The sequence below is a fragment of the Cryobacterium sp. M15 genome (genome assembly GCF_002929675.1).
In the GTDB taxonomy this organism is placed as follows: Bacteria; Actinomycetota; Actinomycetes; order Actinomycetales; family Microbacteriaceae; genus Cryobacterium; species Cryobacterium lyxosi.
The window spans coordinates 50,235-63,854 of record NZ_PJJW01000033.1 but is presented as its reverse complement, the minus strand read 5'-3'; the positions used below and the strand labels follow the sequence as shown (position 1 = coordinate 63,854).

12 protein-coding genes are annotated in these 13,620 nt (G+C 62.7%); 11 read left to right on the top strand and 1 reads right to left on the bottom strand.

The window, feature by feature from the left end:
* Nucleotide 1: 1 nt before the first annotated feature.
* A complete protein-coding gene (locus tag CXY83_RS05230; protein WP_104196332.1) occupies nucleotides 2–1,174 on the top strand; it encodes a glycosyltransferase family 4 protein in 1,173 nt (390 codons plus the stop codon).
* Between the two features lies 1 nt (nucleotide 1,175).
* Here the strand turns inward: CXY83_RS05230 and CXY83_RS05225 are convergent, their stop codons facing one another.
* Nucleotides 1,176–2,267 carry a glycoside hydrolase family 16 protein gene (locus tag CXY83_RS05225; RefSeq protein ID WP_104196331.1) on the bottom strand — a complete coding sequence of 364 codons (1,092 nt, stop codon included), beginning with the start codon at nucleotides 2,265–2,267 and terminating at the stop codon, nucleotides 1,176–1,178.
* Between the two features lie 359 nt (nucleotides 2,268–2,626).
* On the opposite strand from CXY83_RS05225, the gene CXY83_RS05220 reads away from it, so the two are divergent.
* The 10 genes from CXY83_RS05220 to CXY83_RS05180 all read left to right on the top strand — a co-directional run bounded on the left by CXY83_RS05220 (nucleotide 2,627) and on the right by CXY83_RS05180 (nucleotide 13,591).
* Nucleotides 2,627–4,915 carry a hypothetical protein gene (locus CXY83_RS05220; RefSeq protein ID WP_104196330.1) on the top strand — a complete coding sequence of 763 codons (2,289 nt, stop codon included), beginning with the start codon at nucleotides 2,627–2,629 and terminating at the stop codon, nucleotides 4,913–4,915.
* A gap of 425 nt (nucleotides 4,916–5,340) precedes the next feature.
* On the top strand, nucleotides 5,341–6,192 hold the full coding sequence (locus tag CXY83_RS05215; protein WP_199184895.1) for a glycosyltransferase family 2 protein: 852 nt from the start codon (nucleotides 5,341–5,343) through the stop codon (nucleotides 6,190–6,192).
* Nucleotides 6,189–7,235: a glycosyltransferase family 2 protein gene (locus CXY83_RS05210; RefSeq protein ID WP_104196329.1), complete on the top strand. Its 1,047-nt coding sequence runs from the start codon at nucleotides 6,189–6,191 to the stop codon at nucleotides 7,233–7,235. Before CXY83_RS05215 ends, CXY83_RS05210 begins: the two co-directional genes overlap by 4 nt.
* A complete protein-coding gene (locus CXY83_RS05205; protein ID WP_104196328.1) occupies nucleotides 7,232–8,551 on the top strand; it encodes a glycosyltransferase family 2 protein in 1,320 nt (439 codons plus the stop codon). Before CXY83_RS05210 ends, CXY83_RS05205 begins: the two co-directional genes overlap by 4 nt.
* Nucleotides 8,552–8,557: 6 nt before the next feature.
* Nucleotides 8,558–9,298, top strand: a complete 741-nt coding sequence (gene recO, locus CXY83_RS05200; RefSeq protein WP_104196424.1) for a DNA repair protein RecO — start codon at nucleotides 8,558–8,560, stop codon at nucleotides 9,296–9,298.
* Nucleotides 9,295–10,128 carry an isoprenyl transferase gene (locus tag CXY83_RS05195; protein ID WP_233200614.1) on the top strand — a complete coding sequence of 278 codons (834 nt, stop codon included), beginning with the start codon at nucleotides 9,295–9,297 and terminating at the stop codon, nucleotides 10,126–10,128. Before recO ends, CXY83_RS05195 begins: the two co-directional genes overlap by 4 nt.
* A 74-nt stretch (nucleotides 10,129–10,202) precedes the next feature.
* Nucleotides 10,203–10,901, top strand: coding sequence for a DsbA family protein (locus CXY83_RS05190; RefSeq protein ID WP_104196327.1), 699 nt, complete (start codon nucleotides 10,203–10,205; stop codon nucleotides 10,899–10,901).
* Nucleotides 10,898–11,038 (top strand): hypothetical protein, encoded by a 141-nt coding sequence (locus CXY83_RS17620; protein ID WP_158251842.1) that lies wholly within the window; start codon nucleotides 10,898–10,900, stop codon nucleotides 11,036–11,038. Before CXY83_RS05190 ends, CXY83_RS17620 begins: the two co-directional genes overlap by 4 nt.
* 131 nt (nucleotides 11,039–11,169) lie before the next feature.
* A complete protein-coding gene (dusB, locus tag CXY83_RS05185; RefSeq protein WP_104196326.1) occupies nucleotides 11,170–12,348 on the top strand; it encodes a tRNA dihydrouridine synthase DusB in 1,179 nt (392 codons plus the stop codon).
* Nucleotides 12,341–13,591 (top strand): deoxyguanosinetriphosphate triphosphohydrolase, encoded by a 1,251-nt coding sequence (locus CXY83_RS05180; RefSeq protein ID WP_104196325.1) that lies wholly within the window; start codon nucleotides 12,341–12,343, stop codon nucleotides 13,589–13,591. Before dusB ends, CXY83_RS05180 begins: the two co-directional genes overlap by 8 nt.
* The last annotated feature ends 29 nt before the right edge of the window (nucleotides 13,592–13,620 follow it).

The following is a 13,620-nucleotide window of genomic DNA, read 5'->3' as shown; positions in this document are numbered from 1 at the left end:
CATGGACGGAAATCTGAATATCCTGACGGCGACCACCGCGCTGGCAGCTGTCGGAGGCGTCGAAATGTGCGTTTATCAGGATTCGACGGCGTTACTACAACGTGGGCACCGCGTGCAGGTGCTGTATGAACTCGATGGAAAACAACATGCCGCACTCGAAGACGCGGGCGCACGCGTCGACGGCCCGTTCCGGTTCGGCTTCGATCCCAGACATGTCCTGCGTGACCTGGGTCGATTCTGGCCTGCCGCCAAACTGGTTCGGAGATCGCGCGCCAACGTGTTGTGGCTCAACCGTCCCGAACATATTATTTGGGCTCAGGTTGTGGCTAGATTCGCGGGAATTCCGATTGTCTGTCATCTGCACCACGCTCCGAATTTCCGATGGACCCGTCTCTTGAACGTTGGGGTTGCCCATTTCATCGCCGTCTCCCGATTTGAACGCGAGCGATGGATCGACCGGGGCATTCAGCAGGAACGAATTACCGTGTTACACAATGCGATTCTGGCGACGGACTATCCCGTGGGCGGTCGCGAGGAACAGCACGACGCCCGTCAAGTGCTGGGTATCGACCGAGATGTGCGTGTGGTGCTGTTCTGTGGGCGAATCACCGCGGGCAAGGGGATTCTGACGTTGATCGAAGCCTGGCAACGCCTCAACTATGCGCCAGGACGGGCGCTCCTCGTGCTGGCCGGTCCGTTGGATGCAACGGAGGCTCCAGCCGTGGAGCATGCCCTCGCCGGGCTGACTCCTGGCAGCTATCGCCTGTTCCCCGTGCAATCACAGGTTCTGCCGTTCCTGCATGCCGCCGATATCATCGTGGTCCCTTCGCTGGATGCCGAGCCCTTTGGCCGCATCGTTATCGAGGGGATGGCAACCGGTCGACCGGTCATCGCATCTCGCAGCGGCGGCATCGCAGAGATCTTGTTCGGAACGATGGAACGCTTCCTGGCCACGCCAGGCGCGGTTATGGAGTTCGCAGCTCAGATTGATGCGCTCCTCGATTGGCGCCGCACCGAGCCGCTGCTCGGTGCGGCGTGCCATGCATGGGTCGAAGAGAACTTTCCCCATGCCGAACACGTGAACAGCCTCGAGCAACTGCTTCAGCGATACGGACGGGTCAGGAAACCCGGCCGTCTCACTGGCCGTCGTCGCACGTCGAAATTGGCGGGTTGACCTATGGAACGTAGTTGTAGATCGTGGCCCAGTCGATCAGTAGGTGGCCACTCGTCGATGCCGCCGGCGTCACGCCGGTCGTGGCGACCTGCATCACCCAGTGCAACGGCTTGGTGGGAATGTTTGTTGTCGTCGAACCGACTACGGTGCCATCGATGATGAAACTGAGCCGCTGCGGTGTCCAATCGATGGTGTACGTGTGCCAGTCGGAGTATTTTGCCGAAGTGTTGACGACCAGGCAGTTATTAGACGGGCTGCCGAGACAGTGATTGTAACCCTTCACGACGTCCGTGAGTCCGCTCTCCGGAAAGTCGATCTCACCATCGTTCCAGTTGTTGCTGTCAGGCCAGAGCAGAAAGCCCGTGCCATAACCAGCGGCCGGGTCGGCCTTCATCCGCACACTGAAGCGCCCATAAACTTGGCCGCCCCACTGACCGTTCACGAGGGGGACCGGGGCCGCGCCGAGGGGACGACCGTTTTCCGTGTGCAGGAGCAAATCCAAGTTACCGTCCTGAGCCGAAATGATTCGCTGGTCGTAGTCGCCCATTTTCGAGGTATCGGTGAATCCGGTGTAACTGAGCCATTTCGATCCATACGATCCAGGGAACGAACCTCGTGCCAGCGGTGCCGTGAAATCCTCGGTGAAGGTCTGCTTCCAGCCGGTGAGATCCCCGACCGGCATGGCGACGCCGCTCGGGTTTGTGATCGTGGGCACCGGAGCTGGAGTCGTGCTCGCCGCTGCCACGGTGAAGTATCTGACCGGGCCGATGTCGGTCCAGCTGCCGCCCACGTTCACGCAGGGCCAGTAGCTGTAGGTACCCGCAGCGAATGTGGCAGTTTTGGCGAAGGAAGTACCCGTGCTGGTAATGAGCGCATTGGACTTCAGCGGAAAGTCGACGTTTACCTTCGACGCACTGCGAGCACAGATTCCAATTCGTGTGGCGGTGACGGATTGGCTACTTGCTATTCGTGCGGTCGCACGCACGGAGGTTCCGGTTACGGTTGCCGTCACGCTCGTGGCCGTGTAGCTCGTGGCCGCGAAGGCCGGGGGCGCCGCGGTCAGGCTCAATGCGAGCAGAATGCCCGCGGTCAATGCGGCGGTCAGCGTGCGGGCATGCCGAATAGTGCCCTGATATCTGGATATGGTGGTGCTCCTCGTGTGGTCATGACTGCTAGAGACCTAGCCCATGGCCAACAATCGACCCGCCGTCGGAACCTCGGATGGTTCCCTGTCTCCAACGCGCTTTGCTCGAATTTTCTCCGCAAAAGAGACGCGTTTTCTTTCGTGAGGAATAATCTAACACGGTCTCGAGCCTTGTGGGTAAGAAATTTTTACGGATTCTCGGTACTCCGTTCCCGTTCCCTTTTCCTTTCCCTTTCTCACCGTTTCCCTGCCGACCGTCGAGCTTCACCTGCTGGTCGATACGCCGGACGTTATCAAGGAGTCTGTCCATGAAATCACCCCAACTCACCGCGCCGCCGGTTGACGGTGTCGCTGGCGAAATTTCGTCGCCTCGCACTCCGCGTCACGCGGGTTCGCTGCGTGCGCCGACCGGCCTCGGCCTACGGGCCGGTGGTCAGGTACTCCTGACCGCCCGTGCGCGGCTCTGGATCGCCGCCACGGTACTGATGACCCTACTGATCGCTGCAGTCGGGACCGTTTTTGACCTTGGTCCACTACGTACCGTGACGGTGAGCCTGTTCCTGCTGGTTGAACTGGGCATTGCACCGCTTCTCCTAATCGGTCGGATGTCCGTTCTCTGGTTCGCATTGTTGTCGGTTGTGACGAGTCTGGCCACGACTACCAGTATCGGTTTCATGATGTCGGTGACCCACCTGTGGTACCCAGTTGAAGCCCTCGGGATCGTGATTTCCGCGACAATTCTGTTGCTCGCGCTGTCGTTCCGGCGGGATCTCGTCCTGGCGCGTGGTGCGGGTCGGGAAACTGATCGAGCCGCACGCACTCCCATTGGACAGGTGTTCCCGGTCTCGTTCCTGACTCCGGCTCGGTTGATCGCAGCCGGGACAACCGTAGGGTTGATCCTGGTCATCGTCGCAGCGGCCAGCGCTCCCGGAAACCCATCGCCCGGAGGCCTGTTCAGAGCACTCGGCCCTGCCTGGTATCTGGGACTGGGCGTCATCGTTCTCTGCGTGGTCGGCGCCTATCGACTGCGGACGAGTCCGGTCGTTCCCATCGTCACGTTGTCCGCGGTCGTTGTGCTGTCCCAGGCTATTGCGTATGGCACACCTGCCGTAATGTCGGCAGCCAGGCACATCGGCATCGTCTCCTACATTCGTGCCAATCAGGGCGCGCAACCGGAGTTGGATATCTATCAGGCGTGGTCGGGACTGTTCGCCGGTATCGCTTGGCTGTGTGACGCCGCGGGCATCGCAGATCCGATCGGCGTGGCGACCTGGTGGCCCGTATTGCTCAGCCCAGCGCTCACGCTCGGCGTTGCAGCACTCGCGAGTCGCTGGCTGTCTGGTCCCTTTCGCATCTGGTTTGCAGCCGTGGTGTTCACGCTCACCAGCACCCTCAACATCATCTATTTCTCACCGCAGTCGGTCGGCCTGCTGTTTTCGCTCACGATATTCGCTCTCGCAGTCGTACCGCGCCAAATTGGAAAACGCGGGTCATTCGGGCAGATGCGACCACTCGGATATGGGCGGCTGGGCCTCATCTTCCTTCTCTCCTGCGCTATGGCGGTGTCGCACCAGATTTCGCCCTATCTCACGGTGGCGGGGCTCGTGGTGCTTGCCCTCTTTGGCTACGTACGACCCTGGTGGACTTCACTGCTGGTGCTTGCCCCGGCGCTGGGCTGGGCCGCCCTCAACTGGGGAGTGCTGGGCCGATTCATCTTCCTGGGCGCCATCGGTCGGTTTTGGGAGAACCTTCAACCGCCGGAGCATACTTTCACGCAACTTCCGATACCCCTCGTAACGAAACTCACTTTCTACGGCCCCGCCCTGTTCCTCGTTATTATCGGAGTGCTCGCAATAATCTGCGTCGTGCGGGTGCGTACTCGGTATGCCTTCGCGCTCCTGGCCGCAGCGGCCAGTTCGGTCAGCTTGTTTGCCGTCACAAACTATGGTCAGGAGGGTGTCTTTCGGGTCTCGTTGTTCGCCGCACCCTGGCTTGCCATACTCGTGGCTGGCCTGGCATGGCGGGGTCGAGGGGTAGCCAATCGACACCGTGGAAACCGCTGGTGGCCATTCTGGCCCGCTCGAACGTGGACTACGGCAGGACTGTCGGTGACGCTCGTTGCGTTGCTGGGCATGAATGTTTATGGACAGACAGCCCTGGACTGGAATCGAGTGATGGCCCGCGATACCGTCGAAGCGCTCGATGTCTACGAAGCGACGGCGCCTGACGGCGCAATGATGATGCTGACCGGAACGGGCAATGCCACCCCACAGGGCGGCAGCTCACGCTATCTGAGCCTCGGCTATCTATCCCGCGAAGCACTCGGTGGATACCCGTCGGGATCCGCCGACTATGACGCGGATGCCGACGTCGTGCTGCTCACGAAAAGTCTCGTGACGAACTGGCCGGCAACGCGGCATTACGCCCTGATATCAGAGTCGATCGGCGCGTACGACGAACGCTATGGGTTTCAAAGTTATGCGCACTATCAGGATTTGTCGGCGGCAATGGCAGCATCCAGACTCTGGGTACCAATCTTTACCGGAGAGACGACAACGCTCTACCAACTGCGCACATCGGAGGCGCCGATCAGCTAGCCCCGTCGGCGAGCTCGCTTTGTCGTGGCCGCTGTGAACCGGGCGCATTCGCCTGGTTCGCAGCGGCTACAGTCCGTGCCGCGCCGGTAGTGTTCGTGGGCGTTTCGTTCGTGACCGCAAGTGCACAGCGTGTCCATTGGGTTACCACTGGCGCTGGTCCTGCTTTCGGCTGCTTCAGTCATGTGAGGCTCTCTTTCCGGGTTTTCCAACGAGCCACTTTACGAACCAACACCTGCGCAGGCGTGATCATTGCACAGTTGCGGATATAAATGAACCCCCAGTTGGGTGGCTTGTCACGTATTACTACAGCGATATCCTGAAACTGCTCGGTGAGTAATACTCACCGAGCAGTCCGGGCGCATCGTTGCCGATGCCGCTGGGCTTTTTCCTGAATACCGCAACCCGAAAGCTGACAGGACACACTTGTGAAGGATAACTCCGCAGTACCCACGCACCATAACCCGCGTATCTCGATCGTCATTCCCGCGCGAAACGAAGCGCGAAATCTCGAAGTGATCTTGCCCATGCTTCCTCTTGTACACCAGGTGATTCTGGTCGACGGCGCATCCGTCGACGGCACAGCCGATGTCGCTCGTCGGGTGCTTCCCGGAATCGAGATCATTCATCAGACGCGGCGGGGCAAGGGCAACGCCCTCGCCTGCGGTTTTGCTGCAGCGACCGGGGACATTATCGTCATGTTCGATGCGGATGGTTCGGCGGACAGCGCCGAGATTCCGGCATTTATTGCGGCGCTGACCGCTGGCGCCGACGTGGCTAAAGGGAGTCGGTTTCGTCCAGGAGGAGGAAGCCACGACATCACCCGATTCCGTGGCCTGGGCAATCACTGTCTCAATCTCCTGACGAACATTCTGCTGCGCACTCGCTATACCGACCTGTGTTACGGCTACAACGCTTTTTGGCGGGACATTCTTCCCCACCTCGACCTTCCCGACATCACCCTCAAGCCGCGCTCAGACGGGCGCATGATTTGGGGTGATGGGTTCGAAATCGAGACCATTCTCACCTGCCGAATGGCCGCTGCCGGCCTGATCGTCACCGAGGTTGCCAGCTTCGAAAAACTGCGCATTCACGGCGTGAGCAACCTCAACGCTGTCAGTGATGGACTGCGCGTGCTCAAGACGATTCTGGACGAACATCGACGAGCGCGCCGCGCCGGCCCGGCCAGCTCTACTGAACGCATCCGCGTCACCACGAGGCGCTCCGTACCTGCCGTTCACCTGGCCCTGGTGTCGAACCCTGCCGAGGAAGCTGCGTGAGCGCCACACCACGTGACGTCAGCATCATCATTTGCGCGTACACCCAACTACGTTGGGATGACATTGTTGCCTCGGTCACGTCAGCGACCGATCAACCAGAAGCGGCCGAAGTCATTCTGGTGATCGACCACGAAGAGACACTCCTTAAACGAGCCCAGCTGCGCTGGCCAGAACTCCGTGTGATTCCCAATACCGAGCGTCAGGGGTTGTCGGGAGCGCGTAATACCGGGGTTGCCGCGGCTCGGGGCCGGATCGTGGCGTTCCTCGACGACGATGCCGCTGCCGCCGACGACTGGTTGAGCTGGTTGGTGCAGCCGTTCGCTGATCCCGACGTTGCCGCAGTCGGTGGCCGAGCCGATCCCGTCTGGCCACACGCACATGCGCCACGAATCCTCCCACCGGAACTGTTCTGGATCGTCGGCTGCAGTTATCTGGGCCTGCCCACCACGCGATCGGATGTCCGCAACGTTATTGGCTGTTCAATGGCCTTTCGGCGCGAAACCCTGATCAACCTCGGCGGTTTCAACGTCGACACCGGCCGGGTCGGCCGGGTTCCGCTTGGCTGTGAGGAAACTGAACTGTGTATCAAGGTTCATCAAGCGGATGCGAGCGCGCGTGTCGTTTATGAACCGCGCGCCGTGGTGCGTCATCGGGTGAGTACGGACCGCACCGGCTGGTCGTATTTGATTCGGCGGAGCTTCTTCGAAGGCATCTCCAAGGCCGTACTGAGCAGGCACCTCGGTTCGAGTGATGCCCTCGCGTCGGAGACGTCGTACACAATACGGGTTCTCCCGCGTGGAATCGTTCGGGAACTCGGCAGTGTCGGCCGGGGTGGCGCTTCCCGCGCAGCGGCCATCGTCCTCTCGCTCATGGCGGCTGGTACCGGGTATCTCCGTGGCACCCTGGGCCACCACAGCGGCACGGTGCTCGCACCGACACCTGCTCGTCCAGCCCCGAGCGCCCTGGTCGTTGGAACACCTTCAGCCGTCACCCCCAGCAGTCCTGAAGCATCAGTTATTCGGTCGCGCGAGGCTGCACGATGAACCGGCAGGTACTCCAGCCGGCCATGGCAAGCAAGCAGGGGCCGGACTGGCCGGGGGCCGTCTGGGTCGGAGAGATCGACGCGGCGACGATTGCGGCGGCCGACGCGGCGGCATCCGTTCTGCTGGCCTGTTCTGCGGGATACTCCCGGGCGCGTTTGCTCGTGCGTGACGGTGCCCGAATTCGTGGATTTATCGACGTGCCGATAGAACAGGGGAAGGTGGGCTTTGACGTCATGCGCGACCGTATCGCCGATCTCGCGCCGGCGCCCGACGTCTGGATTCCCCGCGCGCTTCCGACCTTCACGGTGGTGGTGTGCACCCGGGATCGCCCCGCGATGCTGGGCGAGGCGCTCCGCTCCATCGTGAAATTGGACTATCCGCATTTCTCCGTCATCGTGGTCGACAACGCCTCGGCCACCAGCGCAACCCAGGATCTGGTCGCCCAAGAATTTCAGTCGGGTCTCGTCACGGTTGTGGTCGAGCCGGTGCCGGGCCTGTCGCGAGCGCGCAATGCCGGACTCCGACACGCCACCGGAGAATTTGTGGCCTATACCGACGACGATGTAGTGGTGGATCGGAACTGGCTGCGCGGACTGGCGGCCGGCTTCGCACGCGGCGATGACGTCGATTGTGTCTGTGGGCTGGTTCCAAGTGGTGAGCTGCGCACCGAGGTGCAGTTGTACTTCGACGGCAAGGTCACCTGGTCGCGCAACCTACGCCCGCGAAAGTTCAACCTCGCGAGCCCACCGATCGACCTCCCGACCTTTCCGTTTTCGGTCGGAGAGTTCGGCACCGGGGCGAATTTTGCGCTGCGCCGCGTCCGCGGCCTGGCCCTCGGCGGATTCGACACGGCCTTTGGCGTGGGAACCCGCACCGGCGGCGGCGAAGACCTCGACCTATTCACCCGGGTGTTGTTTTCCGGGCGCAGCCTGGTGGTGGAACCGGCAGCGATTGTCTGGCACCGCCACCGCGACGACCTTGCCGCGCTGCGCATCCAGGCGCGTGGCTACGGAATCGGCCTCGGCGCGTGGTTGACGAAGGTAGCACTGAACTCACGAACGGCCGTTCTGGCGGTGGCCCGATGCCGATCGGCTTTTTCCGTTCTGCACGCGAAAGCTCCCCAACGGACACCCGACTCCGGTGTGCAGACCCTCGCGGGAGTCGGCTGGTACGAGATCACCTGCATCGCGCGGGGCCCGTGGCAGTACTTTCGGCAACGCTGGGCCGGTGAAGGCGTGCTGCCGGTCGAGCTGCGATGCTCGGCGCACGACACCGAGCTCGCGCTGCGCCGGGAAGGAGTCACAACAGTGGGATAATTGGGTGTGCCTGTCTACCGAGATGAAGCCGTCGTGCTGCGCACCCACAAGCTGGGTGAAGCCGACCGCATCGTCACCATGCTCACTCGGCAACACGGCAAGGTGCGCGCAGTCGCCAAGGGGGTGCGGCGCACCGGCTCCAAATTCGGGGCCAGGCTCGAGCCGTTCATGGTCGCCGACGTGCAGCTCTATGAGGGCCGCAGCCTCGATATCATCACCCAGGCGGAGTCACTCGGCTCGTATGGCGCCCTGATCACTGCCGATTACGGCAGCTACACCGCCGCGAGCGTGATGGTCGAGACCGCCGACAAACTCACCGAATCCGAGGGATCGCTCCAGCAATATCTGCTGCTCGTCGGCGCGCTGCGATCGCTGTCCCGACAGGAACACGGTTCCCACCTCACCCTCAACTCCTACCTGCTGCGTGCCGTGTCGATGGCTGGCTGGGCACCGAGCTTTCAGGACTGCGCCCGGTGCGGCGCGCTCGGCGAGCTCAGCGTGGGAGGTCAACACAGCGCCATGGTCGTGCAGATGGGTGGCATCGTCTGCGATGAGTGCGCCGCACCCGGATCGCCCCGGCTCGATGCGGAGACCATCGACCTGCTGAGTGCATTGCTGACCGGCGATTGGGAGCACGCCGCCGAGTCGCCCGAACGCGCCCAGAGCCAGGCGGCCGGCGTCGTCGCCGCCTACACCCAGTGGCACCTGGGCCGCGGGCTGCGCTCGCTGGAACACGTCGCTCGATGATGGCGAGTCTGTTCGGTCTCAAAGGTTCAGCGCACGCCCCGTTCACCCACCGAGATGCTGTCGCGTTCAAACCGCTCGACTGGACCGGCCTGTACCCGCCTGAGCTGCCCCGCAAGGTTGTGCCGGAGCATGTCGCCGTCGTCATGGACGGCAACGGCCGCTGGGCCAACGGGCAGGGCCTCACCCGCATTGAGGGGCACAAGGCCGGCGAGGCCGCCCTGCTTGACGTCGTCGCCGGGGCCATCCAGATCGGCGTCAAACATCTCAGCGTGTATGCCTTCTCCACCGAGAACTGGAAGCGTTCGCCCGAGGAAGTACGTTTTCTCATGGGCTTCAACCGCGACGTGCTGCACCGCCGCCGCGATCAACTCAATGAGTGGGGCGTGCGTATCAGGTGGGCCGGGCGCAAACCGAAGCTGTGGGCATCCGTTATCAACGAACTGCAGTTCGCCGAGCGGCTCACCGCCGGCAACGATGTGCTCACCCTCACCATGTGCGTGAACTACGGCGGTCGCACCGAACTAGCGGATGCCGTGCGCGCTCTGGCCGAGGACGTCGCCGCCGGCAGGCTGAAGCCGTCCGGTATCACCGAGAAGGCCATCGCCCGGCAGTTGTACGTGCCGGAACTGCCCGACGTCGACCTGTTCGTGCGCAGCTCGGGGGAGCAGCGCACGAGCAACTTTCTGCTCTGGCAGAGCGCCTACGCGGAGATGGTCTTTCTCGATACGCTGTGGCCGGATTTCACTCGGGTCGACCTCTGGCACGCTATTGAGCTCTACGCTTCGCGCAACCGGCGCTACGGCGGCGCAGTCGACACTCCTACGGCCTGAACGCCGCCTGCAATAGTTTGAACGGGAATACGAAGTCACCAGCCCCCGTTGTGCTGAAAGTGACTGACACGAATATGAGCGCTGCGACCGCATCCACAACAAGCCCACTAACCGGCGTCGACCCCATCAAGGTCGACATCTGGTCGGATGTGCAGTGCCCCTGGTGCTACATCGGTAAACGCAAGTTCGAGGCGGGCGCAGCCCAATTCGACGGTACCGTTGAGGTGGAATATCACAGCTTCGAGCTTTCGCCCGACACCCCGGTTGACTACGCCGGCACACCGTCTGATTATCTGAGCGAGGCAAAAGGCATGTCTGCCGGCCAGGTCGCCGAGATGCTCGAGCGTGTCACCGGCATTGCGAAGAGCGTGGGCCTGCATTACGACTACGACTCGGTGCACCAGACCAATACGGTCATCTCCCACGAGTTGTTGCATTACGCCAAGGCACACGGTCGCCAAATCGACATGAAAGAGCGTCTGCTGAAGGCATACTTCGTCGATGGGCGTCATATTGGCCGAATCGAGGATCTAGCCGATCTGGCCGCGGAAATCGGCCTTGATCGCGCGGACGTCGTGCGGGCGCTGACCGCGCACGACTTCCTGGCCGACGTGAAAGCGGATGTCGCGCTGGCTACTGAATACGGCATCCAGGGAGTTCCGTTTTTCGTCATCGATGGCAAGTACGGCATCTCCGGCGCGCAGGATCCTGCTACTTTTACCCAGGCTCTCAACCAGATACTCACCGAAAGATCAGAGGAGAAAATCGCATGAGCGACACCAACACCGCCATCGTCCCGCCGGTAGACACCGAACCAGCCGGTCGACCCACCATCCAACTCCTCGGACAAACCGAAGCGAACACCGACGAGGCCGCCGGCTCGTGCTGTGGTGGCGGCTGCTGCAGCTGATCTAGACCCAGCGCGCACAGGCGCAGCTGTCGCACGGTCCATTCCCTGCGGCAGCTGCGCTTTTGTATGCCGTGTGGCCACCGCCGCCGCCGATTCGCGGATCCTCCGCTTTCTGGGAGAATTGAACCAACATGACTTTACGCACCCCAGCAATCGGTGAGCCGGCGCCGTCAGCGGTCGAACCGCTGAGAATAGGCCCACTCACGCTCGACGTGCCCGTGGTGCTCGCGCCGATGGCCGGTATCACCAACACGGCGTTCCGCCGGTTGTGCCGCGAATACGGTGCCGGACTGTTCGTCAGTGAGATGATCACCTCTCGCGCACTCGTGGAGCGTAACGCCGAGACGATGCGGCTGATCACCCACCACGAGAGCGAAACGACCCGGTCCATCCAGCTGTACGGCGTCGACCCGAAAACCGTGTCCGAGGCCGTGACCATGCTCGTCGCGGAGGACCGCGCCGATCACATCGACCTCAATTTCGGCTGCCCGGTACCCAAGGTCACCCGCAAGGGCGGGGGAGCGGCCCTGCCCTGGAAGATCGGTCTGTTTCGCCAGATCGTCGAAGCTGCCGTCACCGCGGCCGGCCCGATTCCTCTGACCGTGAAGATGCGTAAGGGCATCGACGCTGACCATCTGACCTATATCGAGGCCGGCAAGGCCGCTGCCGGGGCCGGCGTGTCATCCATCGCCCTGCACGGGCGCACGGCAGCCGAGTTCTACTCCGGCCACGCCGACTGGTCGGCCATCGAGAAGCTCAAGAATGCCATCAGCGACGTGCCGGTACTCGGCAACGGCGACATTTGGTCAGCCGACGACGCCCTGCGCATGGTTCGTGAGACCGGATGCGACGGTGTCGTTGTCGGGCGCGGATGCCTGGGCCGTCCGTGGCTGTTCGGCGACCTCGCTGCGGCGTTCCGCGGCCAGCAACTCAAAGCCGAACCCGGCCTCGGCCAGGTCATCAACGCCTTCCGCCGCCACGCTGAACTGCTCACCGAATACTTCGATAGTGAAGACCGCGCCTGCCGCGACATCCGCAAGCATGTTGCCTGGTATTTCAAGGGCTACCCGGTGGGCGGCGACCTGCGCGCGAGTCTCGCCATGGTGCAATCCCTGGCGCAGCTCGACGACCTGCTCGGTACCCTCGACGCCTCGTTGCCCTACCCGGGCGCCGATGTCGAGGGGCCGCGTGGTCGCGCGGGAACACCGAAGAAACCGTCGCTGCCCGAGCATTGGCTCGAGTCGCAGGATCTTGTCGGTGCGCAACGACTGAATCTGACCGAGGGCGAAGGGGATACCAGCGGTGGCTAACAAAACCGGATATAGCGAGACCGACGAGGCGCGTTGGCTTCCCGAGGAGCATTATTCGCGGCGCAGCGACTTCGCGCGCGACCGGGCACGCCTGCTGCACTCGAGCGCGCTGCGCCGCCTCGCGGCCAAGACGCAGGTGCTCAGTCCAACGGCGGGGCTGGACTTCGCCCGAAATCGGCTCACCCACTCGCTCGAGGTCGCTCAGGTCGGGCGAGAAATTGCGTCGCGCCTCAACGTCGACCCCGACATCGTCGATACAGCCTGTCTCGCACACGACATCGGGCATCCGCCCTTTGGGCACAACGGCGAGAAGGCACTCAGCCTGTGGTCCGAAGACATCGGCGGTTTCGAGGGCAATGCCCAGACCCTGCGTCTGTTGACCCGGCTGGAACCCAAGGTGTTCGGGCCCGATGGTCACAGCTACGGCCTCAACCTCACCCGAGCCAGCCTCGACGCGAGCTGCAAATACCCCTGGCCCGAGAGCTCCTCGGTCTACGACCCGAGTGGGCGCGCCAAGTTCGGGTTCTACCAGGACGACATCGCCGCGTTCGAGTGGCTGCGCGCCGGAGCGCCCGACCGCCGGCTCTGCATCGAAGCACAGGTGATGGATCTCTCCGACGACATCGCATACAGCGTGCACGACTTTGAAGACGCAATCGTCAACGGCTACGTCGACGTGGCCGCCCTGAGCAGTCGCACCGATCATGACGAACTCCTCGCCACCATGTCCGAGTGGATCGGCGACGCCACCAGCGCCGACGACCTCGCCACCGCATTCAACCGCCTCGACTCTCTCGATGGCTGGATGGAGTCGTGGACCGCCGGACGCCGCGACCAGGGTCGCCTCAAGAACCTCACGAGCCAGCTCATCGGTCGTTTCAGCGGTGCAGCTGTGCACGCCACCAAGGAGGCGCACCCCGGCGCGAATATGCTGCGCTTCGGGGCTAACGTGGTCGTGCCGCGCGAGATCCAGGCCGAAATCGCGGTGCTCAAAGGCATCGTGGCGGCATTTGTGATGACCCGCAACACCCGCAAGCCCATCTACGTGCAGCAGCGCCAGGTGCTCACCATGCTGGCTGAAACCCTGCACCAGTCTGGCGACGAGCACCTTGACCCGGGCTTTCGCGAAGACTGGCATGCTGCCACCGATGATGCCGCCCGAAAGCGCGTTATCGTCGACCAGGTCGCCAGCCTCACCGACCAGTCAGCACTGGCTTGGTACGAGCGACTGGTGCAGGGCTAAAACACCCCCCTCCCGACACCCCCCTGTGG